19 protein-coding genes are annotated in these 23,464 nt (G+C 64.5%); 17 read left to right on the forward strand and 2 right to left on the reverse strand.

Annotated features, from left to right (window positions below):
• Positions 1–175 precede the first annotated feature (175 nt).
• From arsS to ACOCLD_RS02655, 9 genes are all read left to right on the forward strand, one after another.
• Positions 176–1,135: an arsenosugar biosynthesis radical SAM (seleno)protein ArsS gene (arsS, locus tag ACOCLD_RS02615; RefSeq protein WP_422911751.1), complete on the forward strand. Its 960-nt coding sequence runs from the start codon at positions 176–178 to the stop codon at positions 1,133–1,135.
• Positions 1,136–1,145: 10 nt separating this feature from the next.
• A complete protein-coding gene (locus ACOCLD_RS02620) occupies positions 1,146–2,537 on the forward strand; it encodes a sodium:solute symporter family transporter (protein WP_422910736.1) in 1,392 nt (463 codons plus the stop codon).
• A complete protein-coding gene (locus tag ACOCLD_RS02625) occupies positions 2,537–3,505 on the forward strand; it encodes a hypothetical protein (protein ID WP_422910737.1) in 969 nt (322 codons plus the stop codon). Before ACOCLD_RS02620 ends, ACOCLD_RS02625 begins: the two co-directional genes overlap by 1 nt.
• Positions 3,498–5,639, forward strand: a complete 2,142-nt coding sequence (locus tag ACOCLD_RS02630; protein WP_422910738.1) for an FAD-dependent oxidoreductase — start codon at positions 3,498–3,500, stop codon at positions 5,637–5,639. Before ACOCLD_RS02625 ends, ACOCLD_RS02630 begins: the two co-directional genes overlap by 8 nt.
• A complete protein-coding gene (locus ACOCLD_RS02635) occupies positions 5,639–6,370 on the forward strand; it encodes a DUF3047 domain-containing protein (RefSeq protein ID WP_422910739.1) in 732 nt (243 codons plus the stop codon). The genes ACOCLD_RS02630 and ACOCLD_RS02635 overlap by 1 nt, the downstream gene beginning before the upstream one ends.
• A 38-nt stretch (positions 6,371–6,408) precedes the next feature.
• Positions 6,409–7,482, forward strand: coding sequence for an FAD-dependent oxidoreductase (locus tag ACOCLD_RS02640; RefSeq protein WP_422910740.1), 1,074 nt, complete (start codon positions 6,409–6,411; stop codon positions 7,480–7,482).
• Positions 7,483–7,863: 381 nt separating this feature from the next.
• On the forward strand, positions 7,864–9,369 hold the full coding sequence (locus ACOCLD_RS02645) for a methyl-accepting chemotaxis protein (RefSeq protein WP_422911752.1): 1,506 nt from the start codon (positions 7,864–7,866) through the stop codon (positions 9,367–9,369).
• A 121-nt stretch (positions 9,370–9,490) separates the two neighbouring features.
• On the forward strand, positions 9,491–10,174 hold the full coding sequence (locus tag ACOCLD_RS02650) for a type 1 glutamine amidotransferase domain-containing protein (RefSeq protein WP_422910741.1): 684 nt from the start codon (positions 9,491–9,493) through the stop codon (positions 10,172–10,174).
• Between the two features lie 25 nt (positions 10,175–10,199).
• Positions 10,200–10,856, forward strand: a complete 657-nt coding sequence (locus tag ACOCLD_RS02655; protein WP_422910742.1) for a cupin domain-containing protein — start codon at positions 10,200–10,202, stop codon at positions 10,854–10,856.
• Here ACOCLD_RS02655 and ACOCLD_RS02660 read toward each other — a convergent pair.
• Complete coding sequence (locus tag ACOCLD_RS02660) at positions 10,853–12,082, reverse strand: NADH:flavin oxidoreductase/NADH oxidase family protein (protein ID WP_422910743.1); 1,230 nt, start codon at positions 12,080–12,082, stop codon at positions 10,853–10,855. The genes ACOCLD_RS02655 and ACOCLD_RS02660 overlap by 4 nt on opposite strands.
• A 77-nt stretch (positions 12,083–12,159) precedes the next feature.
• On the opposite strand from ACOCLD_RS02660, the gene ACOCLD_RS02665 reads away from it, so the two are divergent.
• Together ACOCLD_RS02665 and ACOCLD_RS02670 are read left to right on the forward strand one after the other, a co-directional pair.
• Positions 12,160–12,564, forward strand: a complete 405-nt coding sequence (locus ACOCLD_RS02665) for a MerR family transcriptional regulator (RefSeq protein WP_422911753.1) — start codon at positions 12,160–12,162, stop codon at positions 12,562–12,564.
• 275 nt (positions 12,565–12,839) lie between these two features.
• On the forward strand, positions 12,840–14,153 hold the full coding sequence (locus tag ACOCLD_RS02670; protein WP_422910744.1) for an NAD(P)/FAD-dependent oxidoreductase: 1,314 nt from the start codon (positions 12,840–12,842) through the stop codon (positions 14,151–14,153).
• Positions 14,154–14,179: 26 nt separating this feature from the next.
• Here ACOCLD_RS02670 and ACOCLD_RS02675 read toward each other — a convergent pair whose 3' ends face one another.
• The gene (locus ACOCLD_RS02675) at positions 14,180–15,136 is read right to left on the reverse strand and encodes a helix-turn-helix transcriptional regulator (RefSeq protein ID WP_422910745.1); all 957 of its coding nucleotides are present in this window, start codon (positions 15,134–15,136) and stop codon (positions 14,180–14,182) included.
• Positions 15,137–15,281: 145 nt separating this feature from the next.
• On the opposite strand from ACOCLD_RS02675, the gene ACOCLD_RS02680 reads away from it, so the two are divergent.
• The 6 genes from ACOCLD_RS02680 to ACOCLD_RS02705 all read left to right on the forward strand — a co-directional run bounded on the left by ACOCLD_RS02680 (position 15,282) and on the right by ACOCLD_RS02705 (position 23,461).
• Entirely contained in the window at positions 15,282–15,671 is a 390-nt protein-coding gene (locus tag ACOCLD_RS02680; protein ID WP_422910746.1) for a hypothetical protein, read from the forward strand.
• Complete coding sequence (locus ACOCLD_RS02685) at positions 15,655–16,884, forward strand: MFS transporter (RefSeq protein WP_422910747.1); 1,230 nt, start codon at positions 15,655–15,657, stop codon at positions 16,882–16,884. Before ACOCLD_RS02680 ends, ACOCLD_RS02685 begins: the two co-directional genes overlap by 17 nt.
• Positions 16,885–16,906: 22 nt before the next feature.
• Positions 16,907–19,171: a TonB-dependent receptor gene (locus tag ACOCLD_RS02690; protein WP_422910748.1), complete on the forward strand. Its 2,265-nt coding sequence runs from the start codon at positions 16,907–16,909 to the stop codon at positions 19,169–19,171.
• 162 nt (positions 19,172–19,333) lie between these two features.
• On the forward strand, positions 19,334–19,843 hold the full coding sequence (locus tag ACOCLD_RS02695; RefSeq protein WP_422910749.1) for a sigma-70 family RNA polymerase sigma factor: 510 nt from the start codon (positions 19,334–19,336) through the stop codon (positions 19,841–19,843).
• Between the two features lies 1 nt (position 19,844).
• Entirely contained in the window at positions 19,845–20,876 is a 1,032-nt protein-coding gene (locus tag ACOCLD_RS02700; protein WP_422910750.1) for a FecR domain-containing protein, read from the forward strand.
• A gap of 122 nt (positions 20,877–20,998) precedes the next feature.
• The gene (locus ACOCLD_RS02705) at positions 20,999–23,461 is read left to right on the forward strand and encodes a TonB-dependent siderophore receptor (protein ID WP_422910751.1); all 2,463 of its coding nucleotides are present in this window, start codon (positions 20,999–21,001) and stop codon (positions 23,459–23,461) included.
• Positions 23,462–23,464: the final 3 nt, after the last annotated feature.

A 23,464-nucleotide genomic window follows, 5' to 3' on the forward strand; every position in this document is an offset into this window, starting at 1 on the left:
TTGGTCGATTCTGCATTATTTGTATAAGATTTGTATAACTAATTGCAGCAGATTCTTCCACCCGCTTGCGTAACAAAAACCGCTGACCACTCTCTATAGTGGCTACACCGGGGCTGACGCACCTCAGCACGCCGCGCCCCAGACGCGCCCGCATAAGGAGTTCACTGTGCATGCCATGCTGCCCCTGCTCGACCAACTGGCGTTTCCGGCTATCCGCCGGGGCCAGCTGGAAGCGCTGCAGATCAACCTGACCTACCGCTGCAACCAACGCTGCCTGCATTGCCATGTGAATGCCGGGCCGACCCGCACCGAGGCCATGACCGATGAAAGCCTGGCCCTACTGCATCAGGTGATTGATGCCCACCCCGTGCACACCCTTGACCTCACCGGCGGCGCGCCGGAAATGCACCCGCGTTTTCGCGAAATCGTCAGCCACGCCCGGCGTGAAGGCCTGCGGGTGATCGACCGCTGCAACCTGACCATCTTGAGCGAACCCGGCTATGAGGACCTGGCGCAGTTTCTCGCCGACCAGGGTGTAGAAATCAGCGCATCCCTGCCTTGTTACTCGCGCGATAACGTCGACAAGCAGCGCGGCGATGGTGTGTTCGATGCCAGCATCAAGGGCCTGCAACAACTCAACGCCCTGGGCTACGGCCAGCCGGGCAGCGGTCTGATTCTCAACCTGGTGTACAACCCGCAAGGCCCGAGCCTGCCGCCACCACAAGCGGCGCTGGAGGCCGATTACAAACGTCACCTGGTCGAGGACTTCGGCATCGTCTTCAACCACCTGCTGTGCATCACCAACCAGCCGATTGCGCGCTTTGGCAGCACCCTGGTCAGCAAAGGCCAGTTCAACGGCTATATGCAGCTGCTGCGCGACAGCTACCGCCCGGAAAACCTCGAACCTTTGATGTGCCGCAGCCTGGTCAGCGTCGACTGGCAGGGCTACCTGTACGACTGCGATTTCAACCAGATGCTCGATCTGCCGCTGCCTGAGGTGATTGGCCGTGATCGACCGCACTTGCGCGACCTGCTCGGTGCAACGCTGGCCGGCAACTCCATCGTGACCCGCGATCATTGCTACGCCTGCACCGCCGGCCAGGGTTCCAGCTGCGGCGGCTCTTTAACCTCCTAAGGATCAATCCATGCAACCCACCAGTCTGACCGGCTTGTTCTTCTGGGGTTTTCTCGTGGTCTACGGCGCGCTGATGCTGGCCTTGTCGCCACGCGCCGTAACCCTCGGCGGCTTCTTCAATGGCGAGGACAACCAGGGCCGCAGCGCCAGCCCGTGGTTGATCACCTCAAGCATCTTTATCAGCTGGATCTTCGCCAAATCGGTGACCAACGCCGCCAATCTCGGCGCGACCTACGGCCTGGTCGGCGGCCTGGCCTATGCCATGTACTGGCTGTCGATTCCACTTACCGGCTTTGTCATCTACCGCCTGCGTCGGCGCTTTGCGGCGACCGGCCTGGTGAGCTTTCTCAGCAGCCACTACGGCCGTGGCGCAGCGCTGGCGTTCTCGGCGGCGATTCTGATTCGCCTGTTCAACGAGGTGTGGAGCAACACCGCCGTGGTCGGCGGTTATTACGGCGACTCCGGCAGCATCGAGTTTATTGCCTCGGCCTTGCTGTTTACCGCCGTAACCCTGGCCTACAGCCTGCGCGGCGGGCTGCGCAGCTCGATCCTCACCGATGCGGCGCAAGCGGCGATCTTCGTGATTGCTCTGGTCTGGGTGCTGGGTCTGGTGCTGCCACAGCATTCGCCGACTGAGTTGGCCAGCACCAGCAATTGGGCGCTGAATGCCGGCGTCGACCTGCTGCTGGTCGCCGGCCTGCAGGCCTTCAGCTACGGCTTCCATGATCCGGTGCTGACCGACCGTGGCTTTATCAGCGAAGAAAAGGCCATGCGCCGCTCCTTCGTGATTGCCGGGGTGCTCGGCTTTATCGCCATCCTCGCCTTTAGCCTGATCGGCGTGCATGCGCAGCTGGTGGGCGTTGCCGCCTCGGACAATGTGCCGGCCGCCCTGGCCAAGAGCCTGGGCATCGGCGCGCTGCTGGTGATGACCGTGGTGATGGTCTCCGCTGCCGGCTCGACCCTGGATTCGACCTTTTCCAGCCTGGCCAAACTGGCCGGGCGCGAGCTGCCGAAACTGGCTGGCCGCGACCTCGGGCAGAAAGCCATCGGTGTCGGCATGGCGGTGATGGTGGTGTTCGCCCTGCTCGGCAACCTGCCGATGATCGCCGGCACCGACATCCTCAAGGCCACCACCATCAGCGGCACCATGGTCATCGGTCTGGCCCCGGTGTTTGTTCTGCATGGCCTGACCACACCCACTCGCCTGGGCTTTCACCTGAGTTTCTGGACCGGTCTGGGCCTGGGTGTGGCCCTGACCCTGGGCTGGATTCCCCAGAATTGGGCCATCGGTGACGGTAAATATGCCCTGCTGCTGGGTACCAACCTTTATGGCCTGGGGCTCTGTGTGTTGGGTTATCTGCTGCCTGGCTGGTTGCTGCGCCGCCCGCAGGTTAACGCCTGATGCGTGCCGGCCGCGATTGCCCACTGGATTACCGCCTGGCCAAGAATGCCTTTAGCGGTGAGCCGCTATTTGAGTGCGACACGCTGTATGTGGTCGGCGGCCTGTATGGCAATCGCCAGGCCCTGACCGCTCTGCAAAGGCGCGTGGCGGCGGAGCCAAAGGCGCGGGTGGTGTTTAACGGCGACGCCCACTGGTTTGACCGCGACCCCGAGATTTTCCAGCAGATTGAGCAGGGTCTCAGTTCCCACCTGGCCCTGCGCGGCAATGTTGAAACCGAGCTGGGCCGCGCGGATGACAGCGGAGCCGGCTGCGGCTGCGCCTACCCGATGGACGTGGATGACGCGGTGGTCGAGCGTTCCAATGCCATCCAGCAGGTATTGAACCGAACTGTGCAGGGCTTGCCGGGCATGGCCGAACGCCTGGCGTCACGGCCGAGCACGGCACTGGTCAGTGTGGCCGGGCGGCGCGTGGCGATCAGCCATGGCGACGAGCAATCCCTGGCTGGCTGGAGCTGCTCGCGGGAATCGCTCAGCGAACCGGAGCGTCAGCAGCAACTGGATGCCTGGTTTACCGCGAACAGCGTGCAGGTGCTCGCCACCAGCCATACCTGCTCGGCAGTGGCGTCAAACCTTGAGTACGGCGCGCTGATCAATAACGGCGCGGCCGGGCTGCCGAACTTTGCCGGCGGTTGCTATGGCCTGCTCAGCCGCATCGCCAGCACGCCGCACCCGGCGGCGCTTTACCGTTGCCAGCGTGACGGCCTGTTTATCGAAGCGCTGCCTTTGAATTACGACCACACAGCTTTTCTCGCCGACTTCGACCGCCAGTGGCCTGCTGATAGCCCGGCGGCGTTGTCCTACCGTGCACGGGTGCTCGGCCAACTGAGCGACCGCCCCGAGACTGCTCTGCTGGGTGGTTTTAGCCTGTGCCAAAGCCTCTGCGCCCTGGAGGCGCTGACTGATGAATAGCCGCAAACTGGCCCTGATGGGCCTGATCCTCGCGCTGCTGGGCAGCTTCTTTGTCTTCGATATCGGCCAGTACCTCAACCTGGACGCACTCAAGGCGCAGCAAGCGGCGCTGAATGCTCAGGTGGCTGCCCAGCCCTGGCTAGCGGCGGGGCTGTTCTTTCTCGCTTACGTTGCGGTCACGGCCTTGTCGCTGCCCGGCGCGGCCCTGATGACATTGCTGGCCGGCGCGCTATTTGGCCTGTTACAGGGGTTTATCCTGGTGTCCTTCGCCTCGACGCTGGGCGCGACACTGGCCATGCTCAGCAGCCGTTTTCTGCTGCGCGACTGGGTGCAGAGCCGCTTTGGCCAGCGCCTGGCTGGCATCGACAAGGGTGTGGAGCGGGAAGGGGCGTTCTACCTGTTTGCCCTGCGCCTGGTGCCGCTGTTTCCGTTCTTTCTGATCAACCTGGCCATGGGCCTGACCCGCCTGCCGGCGCGCACCTACTGGTGGGTCAGCCAGCTCGGCATGCTGCCCGGCACCCTGGTGTATGTGAACGCCGGGCGTGAACTGGGCCAGCTGGAATCGCTGGCGGGCATCCTCTCGCCGGGGCTGCTCGGTGCCTTCGTGCTGCTCGGGGTGTTCCCGCTGATTGCGCGCAAGCTGCTCGGCCTGATCCAGGCACGGCGGGTATATGCCGGTTGGCATAAACCGAAAACTTTCGACCGCAACCTGCTGGTGATCGGTGCCGGTGCAGGCGGCCTGGTCAGCGCCTATATCGCAGCGGCGGTGAAGGCCAAGGTCAGCCTGATCGAAAAACACCAGATGGGCGGCGACTGCCTGAACACCGGCTGCGTGCCGTCCAAGGCGCTGCTGCGTTCGGCCAAGTTGGCCAATGAACTGAAAAAGGGCCCGGCGCTGGGCTTTACCGGCGTGCAGGGCACGGTGGATTTTCCGGCCGTGATGCAGCGCATTCAGCGAGTGATTGCCGATATCGAACCGCATGATTCGGTGGCGCGCTACACCGGCCTGGGCGTCGAGGTGATTCAGGGCGAAGCGAAGATTCTTTCGCCCTGGAGCGTGGAAGTGAATGGCCAGACCCTGACCAGCCGCAACCTGATCATCGCCGCCGGCGCGCGGCCGCTGGTGCCGAAGATTCCCGGCCTGGAGCAGGTGCAGAGCTACACATCGGATACCATCTGGAGCCTGCGCGAGCAGCCGCGCTGGCTGCTGGTGCTCGGCGGCGGGCCGATTGGCTGCGAGCTGGCCCAGGCCTTCCAGCGCCTCGGCAGCCAGGTGATTCAGGTGGAGCTGGCCGAGCGCCTGCTGCCGCGTGAAGACGCCGATGCCAGCGAACTGGTCTTGAACAGCCTGCGCGCCGACGGTGTGGATGTGCGCCTGCAACACCGCGCCGAACGTTTTGAAGTGGTGGATGGCGAACAGCGCATGGTCGCCCGCCGGCTGGATACCGGCGAGGAGGTGACCATCGCCTTCGACGGCCTGCTACTGGCCCTCGGCCGGGTGGCCAATGTCAGCGGCTACGGCGTCGAGGAACTGGGCCTGACGGTGCGACCCAACGGCACCCTGGAGGTCGACGAGTATCTGGCGACACGCTTCCCCAATATCTATGCGGTGGGCGATGTCACCGGGCCGTACCAGTTCACCCACGTGGCGGCGCACCAGGCCTGGTATGCGGCGGTGAATGCGCTATTTAGCCCGCTGAAACGCTTTAAGGTGGATTATCGGGTGATTCCCGCCTGCACCTTTACCGATCCCGAAGTCGCCCGCGTCGGCCTCTCCGAAGGCGAAGCCAAGGCGCAGAATATCGCCTATGAGGTGACCCGCTACGGTATCGACGACCTGGATCGGGCCATCGCCGATGAAGCTGCCCACGGCTTTGTCAAAGTGCTCACCGTTCCGGGCAAGGACCAGATTCTCGGGGTGACCATCGTCGGCGAGCACGCCGGGGAACTGCTCGCCGAATACGTGCTGGCGATGAAGCATAATCTCGGCCTGAACAAGATTCTCGGCACCATCCACAGCTACCCGACCATGGCCGAGGCTAACAAGTACGCGGCCGGCGAATGGAAGCGCGCCCATGCGCCGCAGGGGCTGCTGCGGTTAGTGCAACGCTTCCATAGCTGGCGCCGCAGCTGATGCGCAGGTTACTGCTGGCCCTACTGATGCTGTCGCCGCTGGCCCAGGCCGAGAGTCAACTGACGCCCTGGACGGCAGGCCCGCCTGGCGGCGAGTGGTCGGCGCCCTGGCGTCTGGCGGATATTCCCAAGCTCAAACCCTCCGCGCGCAGCCTGGTCGAGCAGGATGGCCAGCCGGTGCTGCGAATTCAGGCTGATGCTGCGGCCGGCGGTCTGCTGCATCCGCTGGATCTGCCCGGCGAGCAGCCCTGGCAACTCAGCTGGCAATGGCGCACCGAGCAGAAGCTGGACAAGGCGCGCTTCGCCACCCGCGCGGGCGACGACTACGCGGCGCGGGTCTATGTGCTGCTGGATTACCCGCTGGACTCGCTCTCGTTCGTCACCCGGCAGAAGCTGCGCCTGGCGCGTGCCTTCTTTGATCCCGATTTGCCGGCGGCGACCCTCAGCTACGTCTGGGACAACCGTGCCGCGCCCGGCACCCACGCGCGCAGCGCCTATACCGAAACGGTGGAAATGCAGGTGCTGCGCGGCCCGGAAGCGCCGCTGGGGCAATGGCTCAGTGAAAGCCGTGATCTAAACGCGGATGCCATCGCCGCCTTTGGCAGCGCCCCGCGCAGAATTCTCGGCGTGGTGTTTGCCGCCGACAGCGACAACACTGGCGAGTCCGCCGACAGCTATTTCGCCACGCCGCTGTTACAGCATCCCCTGACAGACGACAGCACAAGCCCGTAGCATAACGGCACATCGTTTTGAGCCATGGATGCCTGCGTTTGAACCATCACTACGACCTCCTGCTGCTCGGCGCCGGCCATGCCCACCTTGGTGTGCTGCGGCGCTGGGCGTTGATCGAACGACCACCGGGGCGTATCGCATTACTCAGCGCCGGGCCGGTGGCCTGGTACTCGGGCATGCTGCCGGGGCTGCTGGCTGGGCGACACAGCGCGGCGGATTGCCAGATCGAACTGCAGGCACTGTGTCGCGCGGCCAAGGTCGAGCTGATCGTCAGCCCGGTGGAAAGCCTGTCCGCCGCCCAGCAACAGGTACAGCTGGCAGACGGACGAACCCTGAATGCCAGCTGGCTGTCGCTGAATATCGGTGCCCAGGTTGGCGCACCGCCCCAGCAAGGCGACGCCATGCAGACGCTGGCGGTCAAACCCTTTGCCGAGTTTCTTGCCGGTTGGCAACGCTGGCAGGCCGCACCACAGCCTCTGGCAATTCTCGGCGGCGGCGCAGCGGGGGTTGAGCTGGCGCTGGCTTTGGCCGGGCAGGTGCCGCAGCTGGCGCTGTTCTGCGCCGGTCACCTGCTCGATGGTTTGTCGGCTGGCGTGCGCTTGCGCGCCCTCGGCCATCTGCGCCAACGCAGCGTGTGGGTGCGTGAGGATTGCCCGATCAGCCGTATCGAAGGCGACTGCCTGCTCAGCGGTGACGAACCGGTCTGGCGCGGCCACCGCTTGTTGCTGGCCAGTGGAGCAAAGGCCTTTGCCTGGCCTGCACACAGCGGTCTGGGCTGCGATGAGCAGGGCTTTGTCTTGATCGCGCCGACGCTGCAGAGCTACACCCACCCGACGATCTTCGCCGCCGGCGACTGCGCCAGCCTGCCCGGTGCGCGCAAAAGCGGTGTCTATGCCGTGCGCCAGGGCCCGGTGCTGGCGGCCAACCTCAACGCCGCGTTACGTGGCCTGCCGCTCAAACGCTACCACCCGCAACGACGAAGCCTGGCGCTGCTGGCCACCGGCGATGGCGGTGCCCTGCTGGACTGGCATGGGCACAGTGCCGGTGGCCAGTTCTATGGCCGCTGGAAGGATTTTCTCGACCGTGGATTTATCCAGCGCCATCGCCTTTGACGGCGCGTTAGGGTCTACTGCACAGCATTACGGCAGTGCGCGAAACAGGCCCTTAGGGATTAACCCACCTGCGACCAAAGTGCCATGGCCGCGAACCGCCATGGGTGCTCGAATCAACCTCCCACCAAAGGTTGGCCGCAGGGAGCGACACCCGCTATGGTCTATAGATTCGCCGACAGCGGCCGATTGCCTGAGCAGGTATATCCGGCTGCACGCACGCAGGTTCCAGCAGGCATGGCCCGCCCATACAGCAGCGGCGCGCCACTGGCAGTTTCTGGTGTTGGCTCGACCAGAATAAAAATAATGAGGTTTGTCATGCGCTCTGCGTTTATTTCCTACCCCAAGGCCTGCCTGCTGCACGCCATCGGGCTGGCCGGGTTGATGGCGGCCTATCAGCAAATACAAGTGCCCTGGTTTATCAGCATTCCGTCCTTTCTGCTGCTGGCCCTGTGGCCTTGGCTGGGCCCCTGGCAGCGCCAGCATGAAGAACTGCCGGCGCAGAGCGACGCCGCCAACGACGCCTTCAGCAACCTCAGCCAGAGTCTGTCCCAACAGACCTGCCACAACGCCCTGGCCGCAGCCGAAGTGGCCCACGCCGCGCAGCAACTGGCCGGCAAACTGCACTCGCAGCTAAGTGCCACCGAGCAGATCAACCAGGCCGCCGAGGCCATCACCCACACCGAACAGGACAATGCCCAGCGCGCCGAACAGACCCTGCTGGCCGCGCAGAGCGTGCGACAGAACAGCAGCAGCGGGCAGCAAGAGCTGCGTCAGGCCATTGATGCCATGCAGCACCTGAGCGCGCAGACCGCCACCAGCCGCGAGCTGATCGACGGCCTCAGCAGCCGCACCGAACAGATCGAGAAAGTCACCCAGGTGATCCAGTCGATTGCCAGCCAGACCAACCTGCTGGCGCTCAATGCGGCCATCGAAGCGGCCCGCGCCGGCGACCTGGGGCGCGGTTTTGCCGTGGTCGCCGATGAAGTGCGCAACCTCGCAGGACGCACCAGCAGCGCCACCGAGGAAGTCGGGCAGATCGTCAGCGATATTCGCCAGCAGAGCGCGGCGGTGGTCAGCCATATGCAACAGCAGGCCGAGCAGCTGACCCAGGCCGCGCAGCAGGTCGAGCACACCGGCGAGCAGTTGCAGGGGATTGCCGCACTGGCGGTGGACGTGGAAAACCAGGTCAGCCAGATCGACAGCGGCACCCGCCATAATCACGAGCGCCTGGCCGAACTGTCGGTGGCGGTCAGCCAGTTGCGCGGCGATGTCGGCGACAGTGAAGGGCAGACCCGCCAGCTCAGCAGCGCGGCCGAGCGTCTGGTCGCGCAGGCCGAAAGCGTCAGCGAACAGCTCGCCGAAGTCGGCCTGGATGACTACCACCAGCGCATCTATGACCTCGCCCGCAACGCCGCCGCGCAGATTGCCGCGCAGTTCGAAGCGGACCTGCACATCGGCCGGATCAGCACCAGCGACCTGTTCGACCGCCACTACCAGCCGATTGCCGGCAGTTTCCCGGCCAAGTACAAGACCCGCTTCGACAGCTACGCCGATCAGGTGCTGCCGGCCATTCAGGAACCGCTGCTCAGCCAGCACGAAGGTCTGGTGTTTGCCATCGCCTGCACCGCCGAAGGCTATGTGCCAACCCACAACAACGCCTTCAACCACCCGCCCTGCGGCGACCGCGCCATCGACAGCGTGAAGAGCCGCAGCAAGCGCCTGTTCAACGACCGCACCGGCATCCGCTGCGGCAACCACCAGAAGTCGCTGCTGCTACAGACCTATATGCGTGACACCGGCGAGCTGATGCACGACCTGTCGGTACCGATCATGGTGCAGGGCCGCCACTGGGGCGGTTTGCGCCTGGGGTATAAGCCAGAGCCATGATGGGCCAGACCATGCCTGGCCTTGATAGGCATCATTAAGTCGTTCGAATGATGCCCTGCGCTCAACGCGGGTAAGCTGCACGCCTGTTTACTCATCAGGGCCTGCGCCCCAAGGAATACCCATGAAGATCCTGCTGGTACTGACTTCTCACGACCAACTGGGTAACACCGGGCAGAAGACCGGCTTCTGGCTGGAGGAATTCGCCTCGCCGTACTACGTGTTCAAGGATGCCGGCGCGCAACTGACCCTGGCCTCGCCCAAAGGCGGCCAGCCACCTTTGGATCCCAAGAGCGACGCCCCTGATGCACAGACCGCCGCCACCGAGCGCTTCCGTGCTGATCCGGCAGCGCAACAGGCGCTGGCCAACACCGTGCCGCTGAGCCAGGTGAAGGCCGATGATTTCGACGCCGTGTTCTACCCCGGCGGCCATGGCCCACTGTGGGATTTGGCCGAAGACCGTACCTCCATCGCACTGATCGAACACTTCCAGGCACAGAACAAACCGGTGGCGGCGGTCTGCCACGCTCCGGGTGTGCTGCGTCATGTCAAAGCAGCCAACGGTCTGCCGCTGGTCAGCGGCAAAAAAGTCACCGGCTTCAGCAACAGTGAAGAAGCGGCGGTACAGCTGACCGATGTGGTGCCATTCCTGGTGCAAGACATGCTCATCGCCAACGGTGGCCATTACACCAGCATGAACGATTGGCAGAGCCATGTAGCCGTAGATGGCCTGCTGATCACCGGGCAAAACCCGGCCTCATCGGATGCCACCGCCGACGCATTGATCCACCTGCTCAAGCAGGCCTGAATCAGACGGAGTGAAGGGGGCGAGCATGCAACTGAATGCCGACTTTAGTCAGCGCGCCTTGATCCGCCCGGCCGACAGCCCCTGGGTGGCTTCGCCCATGCCAGGGGTGGAGCGGCGCATGCTGGACCGCATCGGCGAGGAGGTGGCACGCGCCACCAGCATCGTGCGCTACGCGGCAGGCTCACGCTTCAGCGCGCATCACCACCCCGGCGGCGAGGAGTTTCTCGTGCTCGACGGGGTGTTCTCCGATGAGCGCGGCGATTACCCCGCCGGTACTTACGTACGTAACCCCATCGGCAGCCATCATGCGCCCTTCAGCCGCGAAGGCTGCACGATCTTCGTCAAACTGATGCAGTTCGATGACGCTGATGATCAGCCTGTGGTGATCGACAGCACCCGGGCGCTATGGCGACCCGGCCTGGTGCCGGGCCTGCAAGTGTTGCCGTTGCACCAGCACGGTACCGAGCACGTGGCGCTGGTGCGTTGGGCGCCCGGCACCTACTTCAATGCACACCGGCATTGGGGCGGCGAAGAAATCCTGGTGCTCGAAGGCACCTTTCAGGACGAGTTCGGCGACTACCCGGCCGGCAGCTGGCTGCGCAGCCCACACCTGTCACAGCACACACCGTTCAGCGAAGCAGGCTGCCTGATCTGGGTGAAAACCGGGCATTTGCCCGATTAACTGCCCGTGGCCATCAGCCGCTTGTACTGACGAGTACGCCGCGCGCTTTTCAACTGTTCCAGCACCAGCGCGCGCAGCGGCGAAACACCGGCGTGGGTGTGCTTGCCCAGGCTGAGCTGGCGCAGTTGAAACTTCACCACGGCCATATAGGCCAGGGAGGCAAACGCCTTGTTCTTCCAGCGGATCGCTGGCAGCTCGGCGCTGCTGGGCTGCCCGGCCTGCCATTGTTTCGGCAGTGCTGGGTTGATCGCCAGGGCCGTGGCAATCCCGGCCATGGCCACGCCGCTGGCCAGCACCTGCTCGACCACCGGTAAACGGCGAATGCCGCCAGTGACCATCACCGGCATCGTCGCCACGGCGGCAATCTCACCGGCGAACTCCAGGAAGTAGGCTTCACGCGCCAGGGTACGGCCGTCGCGGGCATCACCCTGCATGGCCGGCGCTTCGTAACTGCCGCCGGACAGCTCGACCAGATCAACCGCCTGCTCATTGAGCAGTTGCACCACGCGCTTGGCGTCGGCGGCATCGAAGCCGCCACGCTGGAAGTCCGCCGAGTTGAGTTTGACCGCCACACAGAAGCTCGGCGCCACCACAGCACGCACCGCCTTGACCACTTCCAGCAGCAAGCGCGCGCGGTTTTCCAGCGCGCCGCCCCAGCGGTCGCTGCGCTTGTTGCTGAGCGGCGAAAGGAATTGGCTGAGCAGATAACCGTGCGCCGCGTGGATCTGCACCCCGCTAAAGCCGGCCTGTTCGGCCAGCTGCGCGGTGCGCGCGAAACGCTGAATCAGCTCCTGGATGTCGGCTTCCTCCAGCGCTCTGGGCACGGGGAACATCTTCGACAGGCCCCCCAGCTCCAGCGCCACGGCCGAGGGGGCGACTGTCTGCTGGCCTAGGTTGGCCTGCATCTGCCGGCCAGGGTGGTTGATCTGCATCCACAACTGCGTACCGCGAGCACGACTGATGCGCGCCCACTCGCGGAATTTATCCAGCTGGCGCTCATCCTCCAGCACCACGCCACCGGGACCGGTCATGGCGCGGCGGTCGACCATCACATTGCCGGTGATCAACAACCCGGCACCACCGTCGGCCCAGGCCTGGTAAAGGCGCAGCAATTCAGCGGACGGGCCTTGGCTGGCGTCCGCCAGGTTCTCTTCCATCGCCGCCTTGGCAATGCGGTTGGGGATGACAGTGCCGTTGGGCAGTTGCAGGGGTTGAAAGGCAGGCATGGCGTACTCCGAGGTAGCAGGTGGAGCAAGACTAAGGTTAAAGTCAACTTTAAGGTCAATAGCCCGGAGCACAGATGATGAAAATCGGTGAACTGGCCAGCCGTACGGGGCTGGCGGCGTCGCGCATCCGTTTTTATGAGGCCAGCGGGCTGATCAGCGCCCAGCGCCAGGCCAATGGCTATCGCCACTACCCGGAACAGGCGGTGCAAACCCTGGGCATTATCAGCTGCGCCCAGCAGGCCGGCTTCAGCCTGGAGGAAATTCGCCGCTTGCTGCCTGACGCCAACACCGAGGGCTGGGCGCATGAGCAGTTGCTCGGCAGCCTGCAACGCAAGGTCGGCGAAATCGAGGTCATGCAGCAACGCCTGGCGCAGAACAAGGCGCAGCTGCTGAGCATCATCGCCAGCATCGAAAGCAAGCCCGAGGGCATGCCCTGCACCGAAAACGCCGAGCGGGTGATGGCGCAGTTACGCGGTGGCTGAGAAACGTGCGTAATGTTTAGCCCAACAGCAACCAAGCATGTAAAAAACCGCATTTAACCAACGCATGGCCCTGTGTGAACCTTGTGGCCATGCTTTCTTCTCATGTGTTTTCCCCCATTCCCCTGCACGCAGCCGCGCCGCGTGACCAGGTCAAACTGCCGCATACCCTGGCGTTCTGGGCATTGTGGCATTGCCGTCACGCGCGCCCGCCGGATGACTGGAGCGTTCAGCCCTGACCGCTCTGTCCATTCCCGTCGTCTACCAGGAAGCTGCTTATGAATGCCGCCCTCAAACCTGCAACGCCCGCTGCCGTGCGCTGCCCGTCCTACTACAGCGCCACCCTCAATGAAGAAACCGATTACCCGACCTTGCAAGGCGAGGTCAGCGTCGATGTGGTGATCATCGGCGGCGGTTTTACCGGCGTGGCGTCTGCCGTGGAGCTGGCCGAGCGCGGCCTCAAGGTGGCGATTGTCGAAGCCAACAAGATCGGCTGGGGCGCCACCGGGCGCAATGGCGGGCAGGTCACCGGCAGCCTGTCGGGCGATGCGGCAATGACCAAGCAGATGCGCAACACCCTCGGCGAGGAAGTCGAAGACTTTATCTGGCACCTGCGCTGGCGCGGCCACGAGATCATCAAGAACCGCGTGGAGAAATACGGCATTCAGTGCGACCTCAAGCACGGCCACCTGCACGCGGCAATGAAGCCCACCCACATGCATGAACTGGAAGCCACCTACGCCGAAGCGCAGCGCCGCGGCATGGGCGCTGACGTGACCCTGCTCGACCGCGCGGGCGTGCGCAGCCACCTGGCCAGCGACCTGTACAGCGGCGCGCTGAAGAACACCCGCAATATGCACCTGCATCCGCTGAACCTGTGCATCGGCGAGGCCAAGGCCGCCGCCAGCCTCGGCGCGCTGATCTTCGAGCACTCGGAAGTACTGGAGATTGTGCATGGCAACACCCCGGCGGTGGTCACCGCCCAAGGCCGGATCAACGCCAAGCAGGTGCTGCTGGCCGGCGACGTGTACCACAAGCTGGAGCCGAAAAAGCTCAAGGGCATGATCTTCCCCGCCATGGGCGGCATCGTCACCACCGCGCCGCTGGGCGAGCTGGCCAAGCAGATCAACCCGCAGGACCTGGCCGTGTATGACTGCCGCTTCGTCCTCGATTACTACCGCCTGACCGCCGACGGCCGCCTGCTGTTTGGCGGTGGCTGCAACTACTCGGGGCGCGACTCACGCGATATTGCGGCCGAACTGCGCCCTGGCATCGAACAGACCTTCCCGCAGCTCAAAGGCGTCGCTATCGACTTCCAGTGGAGCTGCGCCATGGGCATCGTGATCAACCGCATCCCGCAACTGGGCAAGCTCTCGGACAACGTCTGGTACTGCCAGGGCTACTCCGGTCACGGCATCGCCACCACCCACATCATGGGCGAGATCATGGCCAACGCCCTGACCGGAACGATGGGCCACTACGACACCTTCGCCGCCTGCAAGCACATCAAGGTGCCGCTGGGCGACGTGTTCGGCAACCCGATGCTGGCCGCCGGCATGTGGTACTACCAGATGCTGGAAAAGCTGCGCTAGGCCAAATCATCACGGCCAGATCGGCCTCAACCACGGCGAATTTGAGAGGGTGGAAAGCCGAACTGGCGCTTGAATGCGCTGCTGAAACTGCTGAGGTGCTCATAGCCCGCCAGGCTGGCGGCAGCCTCTACTGACAGATTCTGTTGGCGGATTGCCTGGTAGGCACGTGCCAGACGCTGACGACGCAGGTAGGCGGCGATGGTGATGCCGTTGCGGCTGCGGAAGGCGTTCTGCAGGTCGACCGGATTGGTACCGAGCTGGCGAGCCATATCGGCAATGCTCAGGGCGTCTGCCTCGCCGCTGTCGAGCCACTCCTTGAGGCGCGCCAGGCAACGTTCCAGGTGGCTGCCGAGACGTTTATTCGGCGGCGTGTCGATGCTGCGCAAAATATCGCTGGCCAGCTCCAGGGCGAAACTCTCGCGCTGCAGGCGCTGCAGCAATGGCGGTAATCCAGCATCACGTTCGAGCAACTGATGGGCGCGCTGGAGGGTATCTACTGACGGTTGCCAGGGCAGGCTCTGCCAGTGGTTATTACTGAAACGCAGCAGGTTGTCACTGCGCAGCTGGCTGCTAAGGGCAACCTGCTGCAGCCAGTCGGGGGTAATACTCAAGCACACCTTGGTTTCTTCGCGGCCGCTGCGCCAGTGGCGCTGGAACTGATCGGCGTCGGTCAGGTTGACCAGCATGGCACGCTGGCCGCCGGGGCGGGCATCGAAGTGCAGGCGCCGGCGCGGCAGGCTGACCTCGGCCTCGCCGTGCAACAGGAAAGCGGCGGTGATGCCCGGAGCCAGGCGATTGGCGCTGCTGGTGTCGACCAGGTCGCGGCTGCAACTGAAGTACAGGACCAAGCCTTCGCTCAATACCTGCACCTGCTGCTCGCCATCGAGCACCGGCTGTTCGCCCGGCAATTCGCGCTGGAAATACAGATTGCCGCCCAGGGTGTGCGCGACATCGCTGAGCTGACCGCAGGTGAAAACCGTCATGGTGGCTGACCGATAGAAGTTTCGTTGCGACTAATTTTTCCTTCTTTTCGCCTAAGCACGCAACATTGTTCAGAATTATTCTCATGTGCAACGAGGTCGCAATCGTCATGATTGCGTCACCAATGATCATGGGAATCACACAGCGATGGGTTTGCTCCTCACGCAAACGATGGTGGTCGAGGCGGTCTTCCACGACCAAGTCGATGCGGCGCAGATACGCCAGTGGCTGGACGGCATCGAGCGTCTGATCGAAGGCCGCCAGCCGTTCTTCTTCATCTCCAGCACCCGCGAAGGCAGCACCTTCGCCGAGGATTACCGGGCCATCCAGGGCGTCTGGTACAAGCAGCACAAGGCGGCGTTCCGCGAGATCTGCGTGGGGCTGGTGCGCATCGCCAGCGATGCCGACGAACTGGCCCGGCTCGACACCCCGGCGCTGCATGCCGCCTGGGGCGTGCCCTATTTCGTCACCCTGGACAGGACGCACGGCTATCGCTGGATCGCCGAGCGCATGGTGAATCATGCAACGTCCGTCTGAGCAGGTGCCGGTGACCCGACTGGCGCTGGCGGTGATCGTGGTGCTGTACCTGGCCCACGCGCTGCCGCTGTACTTCTTCAACGTGGCGATGCCGGCCATTCTGCGTAGCCAGGGTGTCGACCTGCGCTGGATCGGCATGCTCTCGCTGCTGTACATCCCCTGGGCGTTCAAGTTTCTCTGGGCGCCGCTGGTCGACCGGCATTACCTGCACAGCCTCGGCCGGCGTCGTACCTGGCTGTGGCTGACCCAGGCGGCGCTGGTGGCCGGTATTCTGCTGCTGGCGCTGACCGGGCTGGAGCACGGCCTGCTGCTGTTCGTGCTGGTGAGCCTGTGGATATCCACCTTCGCCGCCACCCAGGACATCGCCATCGACGGCTACACCGTGGAATCGCTGGCCAGCGAGGATCATCGTCTCGGCAGCATGGCGCAAAGCATCGGCGTGGCGCTGGGCAGCCTGTTCGGCGGTGCCGGCGTGCTGTGGCTGTACCAAGTGGTCGGCTGGCAGAGCGCGCTGCTGACCCTGGCCGGCCTCAGCGCCTTGACCATGCTGGCGGTGGTGCGGGTCGATGACCGCCTGCCGGCGCAAGCCGAGGCGGCCAGGCCGGGCTTCATCGCCACCTTCAAGCGCCCGGAGATCCGCTGGGCACTGTTGCTGATCCTGGTCTATCGCCTGGTCGAGGCACCGGCCATGGCCATGCTCACGCCGATGCTGGTGGATCGTCTGTGGTCGCTGACACAGATCGGCCTGCTGATGTCGGTGGCTGGCGCCAGCGTCGGGCTGCTCGCCGCCGTGGCGGCTGCGCGCCTGTTGCAGCGCCAGCGCGCGGCGACTCTGCTGCTGCGTGCCGGCTGGCTGCGCAGCCTGGCCTACCTGGCGATGGCCGGGCTGCTGCTCAGCGGCCTGGCCGACGGCTCACCGCTGTGGCTCGGCGCCATGGTGCTGGTGCTCCTGGCCATCCGCTACCTGGCGATGACCAGCCTCTACGCCCTGTTCATGCAGCTGTGCTCGCGGCAGCAGGCCGGCACCGATTTCACCGTGCTGGTGTGCTTCGAGCTGCTGGTGTTCTTCGTCGGCGGTTCGCTGTCGGGCTTCCTCGCCAAGGGCCTGGGCTACGAAACCTATTACCTGCTGCTGGGCGCACTTTCAGTGCTCAGCGTCCTGCTCTGCAAACCTATCGTCCGGTCGATCCAGGCCGGCTCCGGCAATCATTGACGCGCTTTCTCTGGGGGAAACCATGAGGCATCTTTCGGCATCCATGCAGGTCACCTTGCTCAGCCTGGCGGTGAGCGGCGCGCTCCACGCGCAGGCCGACGACACCACGACCAGCCAGGTCAAGGAGCTCAGTCCAATGGTGGTCACCGCCACTCGTTCGGCCAAGAGCATCGCCGAGATCGCAGGCACGGTATACAGCATCGAGCGCGAGCAGGTCGCCGAGCAGGCCGCCGCTGGCCGTTCCACCGCCGATATCCTCGGCCAGCTTGTGCCTTCCTTGGCGCCGAGCAGCGGCACCACCAGCAACTACGGCATGACCATGCGCGGGCGCACCGTGCAGGTGATGATCGACGGCGTGCCGCTGACCGGCTCGCGTGATGGCTCGCGCCAGCTCAACAGCATCAACCCGGCAATGATCGAGCGCATCGAGGTGATCTCCGGCGCTACCAGCATCTATGGCGCCGGCGCCAGCGGCGGCTTGATCAACATCATCACGCGCAATGCCGATGACGAAACCAGCGACTTCAGCAGCCGTATCGGCCTGCGCAGCCCCGGCAAGGCAGCGCGTGACGCCATGGCTTACGAGGCCTCCCAGACTGCGGCCTTCCACCATGGCGCGGTCAGCGGTTTCGCCGGCCTGAGCTACACCAAGCAGGGCGAGATTCGCGATGCGCACGGTGATCGCATCGGCCCGGAGATCGCCCAGACCGACCGCCAGGACACCACCAGCTTCGACTTCAACGGCCGCCTGACCTGGCACCTGGACGACGACCAGCAGTTGAGCGCCGGCGTGCGCTATTACGACGACGAGCAGGACAGCGACTATGGCCCGGACTACGGCCCTGGCCTGGCAGCGCTGTTCACCCCGGCGACTTTCCAGCCGAGCCTGCAAGGCATCAAGGGCCTGCAACTCGACGATCAGCCGCGTACCCGTCACTACGGCGCCAACGTCCAGTATCTGAATCGCGACCTGTTCTGGGGCCAGCAATTGACCGCCGAGGCCTATTACCGCAAGGAGAAGTCGCGCTGGTTCCCGTCCGTGGCGGCCGCCGTGCACCCGGCGCTGCCGGGGGGCTTCACCTACGTGGCGCTGCAGTCCAACACCGATATCGATGTGTGGGGTGTGCGCACCGCGCTGCAGAAGGGCTTCGAACTGGCCGGGCGCGACCTGCAACTGACCTACGGCCTGGATCACGAACGGGAAAAGGACAGCCAGAGCGGGCAGTCCTACGACCTCAATACCTTCATCGCCAGCAACGGCCTGAACTACCGCGAAGCCCAGCGCTATGCCATGGGCCCGGACGTTGAGGTGAGCAAGACCGGCCTGTTCCTGCAGGTCGACTACCAGCTCACCGAGCGTCTCAGCCTGCAGGCCGGGGTGCGTCGCGAGACCATTGGCAACGACGTGGACGCTTCCATTCCCTATGGCGAGGCGATTGCCGCCGACCGTGTGCCGGGTTATCAGCCGCAGACAATGGCCGGCGGCAACGTGCGCCACAGCGAAACCCTGTTCAACCTCGGCGCGGTGTATGCGCTGACCGACAGCCAGCAGGTGTTCGTCAATTTCTCCCAGGGCTTCAGCCTGCCTGACACCCAGCGCATGCTGCGCGACGTGTCGGCCAACTTCTCGATCGATAGCAGCAGCATCGATTCGATCAAGGTCAACAACTACGAACTGGGCTGGCGCCTGGGCGATGCCCGCGGCCTGAATGCCGGGGTGACCGCGTTCTACAACACCTCCGACAAGGTGGTGCAGTTCAACCGCGACTACAGCGTCTCGGTGGCCGATACCGACGAACGCGTGTGGGGCGCCGAGGGCAATCTGCAGGTGCCGGTTGCCGAGGGCTGGACGCTGGGCGGCACCCTGGCCTACACCCGCGGCCAGTACAAGGACGCCGCCGGCAACTGGCGCGAGCTGAATGCTTTTCGCGTGTCGCCGCTGAAGGCCACCGTTTACAGTGACTGGGATTTCCTCGATGGCTACGGCGTACGCCTGCAGGCACTCAGCGTGGGCGGCAGCGACCGCGCCTACGACGACGCCCAGGCTGCCGCGGTGAGTCCGACCATCCGCGCCAATCCCTCGGCGAAGATTCAGGGCTACACCGTGGTCGACCTGATCGCCCACGCGCCCTGGTTCGGTGGCGAGGTCGGCTTCGGTATCTACAACCTGGCCGACCGCGACTACAAGAGCGTCTACAGCCAACAGGCCGAGGCCACCTACGGCAAGCTTTCCAGCCTACCGGCGCAAGGACGCACCTTTGCGCTGAGTTACTCACTTACGTACTGATACACACCGAGGCCCCTGTGACAGGGGCCTCCCCCTACGCCCGGTGGCCGCACAACTGCCTTTCATCGACGCGGGTCTAGTCATTCATATGAACGATTGAGTTTTTAATAATAATAATTATCATGTGCGTCTGAGTAGCCATCCGGCTGACCGGAGCTCACTGTGCCCGCCTCTGAATTTGACCTGTCTACCGACCTCGACACGCTCTACCGCCAGCACCACGGCTGGCTGGAAGGCTGGTTGCGGCGCAAGCTGAACGACACCTTTGCCGCCGCAGACCTGGCCCAGGACACCTTCGTCAGCGTTATTCATTCCGGTCAGGCCCATGAAATTCGCGAACCCCGGCCCTTTCTGGCGACCATTGCGCGCCGGCTGATTGCCCATCGCCATCGCCGCCAGCGCCTGGAAGACGCCTACCTTGAAGTGCTCGCCAGCCTGCCGGAAGCGGTTTACCCCTCGCCGGAAGAACAGCTGCAGGCACTGGAAACCCTGCGCCAGATCGACAGCGCCCTCGACGGTCTGCCGGCCCAGGTCAAGGAAGCCTTCCTGCTCGCCCACCTGGAAGACCTCAGCTATGCCGAAATCGCCGAACGCCTGGGCGTGTCCAGCAGCTCGGTGAAGCAGTACCTGATGCGCGCCAACCGCCAATACCTGTTTGCCCTGGCCAGCTGACATGAACGGACAGCACAACGCGGTTTACCCCAACACACCCGCCAGGCTCTTGGCCGAAGGCCAGCCGATCAGCGCAGCCGTGGCCGACCAGGCGGTGGAATGGCTGACCCTGCTGATGTCCGGCGCAACCAGCGCGCAGGAGCAACTGGCTTGGCAGACCTGGCGCGCCGCCAGCCCCGAGCACGAACGCGCCTGGCGGCATATCGAGGCCATGACCGGCCGGCTCAAGGCATTGCCGGCCAAGAGTGCCTACCAGACGCTCTCGCCCTATGCCCGCCAAACCACTCAAGCCAGCCGCCGCACGCTGTTGCGTTCGCTGTTCTGGGGTGGCCTGCTGGCCGGCTCCGGGCTGCTGGCCAGCCGCACCAATACCTGGCAGGAACAGTTGGCCGAACACCGTACCGGCACCGGTGAGCAACGCCGCGTGACCCTCAGCGATGGCACCCACGTCACGCTCAACACCGCCACGGCGCTCGATCTGCAATTCGATGTGCAGACCCGTCTGCTGCACCTGCGCGCGGGCGAGATCATGGTCGTCACCGCCGCGGCCCAGGGCCTGCAGCTCGTCGACCCACGCCCGCTGGAGGTGCAGACCGCGCAAGGGCGCATTCGCGCGCTGGGCACGCGTTTCAGCGTGCGCCAGGACGACGGCCATACCCAGGTGGCCGTGCAGGAAAACGCCGTGCAACTCCACCCGACCCGCAGTGACCGCGTGCAAGTGCTGCTGGCCGGGCAACGCACCGGCTTCAGCCGCACCCATATCGACCCACTGCGCCCACTGCATGAGGCTGATCTGGCCTGGACCCGTGGGCAGATCATTGCTGACGACATGCCCCTGGGCGAATTTATCGCCGAGCTTGATCGTTACCGTCCCGGGATGCTGCGCTGCGATCCGCACGTGGCCGGGTTGCGCCTGTCCGGGGTATTCCCGGTGCACGACAGCGATCGCATTCTCGCCACCCTGCCCAGCGTGCTGCCGGTGCAGGTGCGCACGCGCAGCCGCTACTGGGTGCTGATCGAACAGGCCGGCTAAGTCCGCGTCGCAGCGAATAGCCGAGCGCGACGAAAAATAATTCAGCCACGCACTGCCCGATTGCGATTCTCGCGGCACCTACACAGCAAGAACCTTATTCGCTTTCTGTGCCAGGAGCCCCCATGCACCGTGCCAATCGCCCCGTGACGCCGCCGCGTCACACCGCGCGCAACCTCCAACAGCGGCCGAGTGGCCGCCTGCTCTTGGCCCTGGCCTGCAGCCTGGCCCTCCAGCAACTGCCGGGCGTGGCCCTGGCCGCAGACACCGCACCCGCCCAGCAGCAGGGGCAGCAAACCTTCGCGATTGCCGCCGGACCCTTGGCACCGGCACTGCGCAGCCTGTCGAGCAGCGCCAACCTGTTGCTCAGCTTTACCGCCGAGCAGACAGCCGACAAGGTAACCGCAGGTCTTCAAGGCCACTACACCGTGCCCGAAGCCCTGGCGACGCTGCTGGCCGGTACCGGCTTGCAGGCGGTGCAGGTAGAGGCTGGTGGTTATGTGCTGCGGCCCGCACCCGCGCACATGGACAACGCAGCGGCGCGCACCGAACTGCCCGCCATGACCATTTCCGGCAAGGCCAGCCGTTATCAGAGCAGCGTGCCGGTAAGCAGCGCCACCCGCTCCGATGCAGACGCGCTGGATGTGCCGCAGACGGTCGATGCGGTGCCGGCTACTGTGCTGCGTGATCGCGGCGCGCGTTCGATCAAGGAAGCCCTGGCCTACACCCCAGGCGTGACCAGCAGCACCGGTGAAGGCATTCGTGAGCAGTTCGTCATCCGTGGCTTCTCGGCTATTTCTGATACCTATGTGGACGGCATGCGCGATGGCGGCAACAGCTTCCGCGACACCTTCAACCTGGAGCAGGTGGAAGTGGTCAAAGGCCCCAGCGGCGTGCTCTACGGTCGAGGCTCGGCCGGGGGCTTGATCAACCTGGTGAGCAAGCGCCCGCACTCGCAGGCGCAGACTGACCTGGCCGCCAGCCTGGGCTCCTACGACGCCCGGCGCCTGACCCTCGACGTCAACCAGCCGCTGAACGAAGCGGTACAGGTGCGCATCAATGCCATGGCCGACGAGGGCGACTCGTACCGCGACGAGGTCTGGTACAAGAAACACGGCCTGGCGCTGGCTTCCACCCTGCGTTTCAACGATGACGTGACTCTCGACCTGCGCGCCCAGCACCTGGCCGATGAGCGCGTGTTCGACGCCGGTATTCCCGGGATCAACGGCAAGCCGGCGGATGTCTCACGCTCGACCTATTACGGCTCGGCCAACCCCGGCGACAACGACAGCGGCACCAGCGCTGACAGCACCTTCCAGGCCGACCTCAAGGTGGACCTGAGCGACAGCCTGCAACTGCGCAACACCCTGAGCTACCGCACCCTGGACCTTGAACGTAACCAGACCACCATCAACCGCCTGCTACTCAACACCGCCACGCCCACCGTGCGCCTGTCGCGCAGCAACTTCGACAGCCAGCAGACCGACCTGGCCAACAAGCTGGAGCTGAGCAAGCAGGTCGAGTGGCTAGGCATCCAGCACGAGCTGATGGTAGGCGCCGAGTACGCCATCGAGGAACGCGACACCCTGTCACGCGGCGGCGACCTGCCGGCCGCCTACAACCTGTCGGTGTACAACCCGGTGCTCAAGACCGTGCCCTACAGCGCAGCCTCCGTGCGCCGCGATGGCATCTACGAAACCCATACCGCCGGTTACTACATCCAGGACCTGATGCGCTTCAACGAGCACTGGGTGATGCTGCTGGGCCTGCGCGAAGACCAACTGGAGCGCGACTTCGACAACCGCGTCGGCAGTGATTACAGCCGTGATGACGATTACCGCAGCCCACGCGCCGGCCTGGTCTATCAGCCCAATGACTGGTCGTCCTACTACCTGTCCGCTTCACGCTCCTACCAGCCTGGCAGCGCCACTGGGGTCATCGATCCGGGCAATGCCATCCAGCCGCCGGAGATCACCACCAGCTATGAGCTGGGCAGCAAGCTGCGCCTGAACGACGGCGCCCTGGAGCTGGGCCTGAGCCTGTTCCAGATCATCAAGGAAAACGTGCCGACCCGTGACCCCAGCGACCCCAACGGCCCGTCGCTGTATGTCGGTGAAATCACCGCCGAAGGCGTCGAACTGTCGGCCCTCGGCGATCTCGGCCACGGTCTGAGCCTGCAGGGTGGGCTCACCTACCTGGATGCACGGGTGACCCAATCGAACAACACCACGGCGCCGGCGATCACCCCGACGCAGCCGGCTACTCCGCTGGAAGGCAAACGGGCGGCCAACGCCCCACGCTTTAGCGCCACCCTGTGGGGCGTCAAAGAGCTGGGTAACGGCTGGCGCGTCGGCCTCGGTGTACGCCATCAGGGAGATTCCTTCGCCTCGACCACCAACGCCGTCACACTGCCGGCCTACACCGTGCTGGATGCCGGGCTGTTCCATGAGCGCGGCCCGTGGGCATTTGCCCTCAACGCCCGCAACCTGGGCGACAAGACCTACTACGAGTCGGCCACCAACGACCTCGGCATCCTGCCGGGCGAACCGCGCTCGCTGCAATTCAGCACCAGCTACCGCTTTGAGTGAGGC

The organism is Pseudomonas cimarronensis (assembly GCF_049331905.1).
GTDB lineage: Bacteria > Pseudomonadota > Gammaproteobacteria > Pseudomonadales > Pseudomonadaceae > Aquipseudomonas.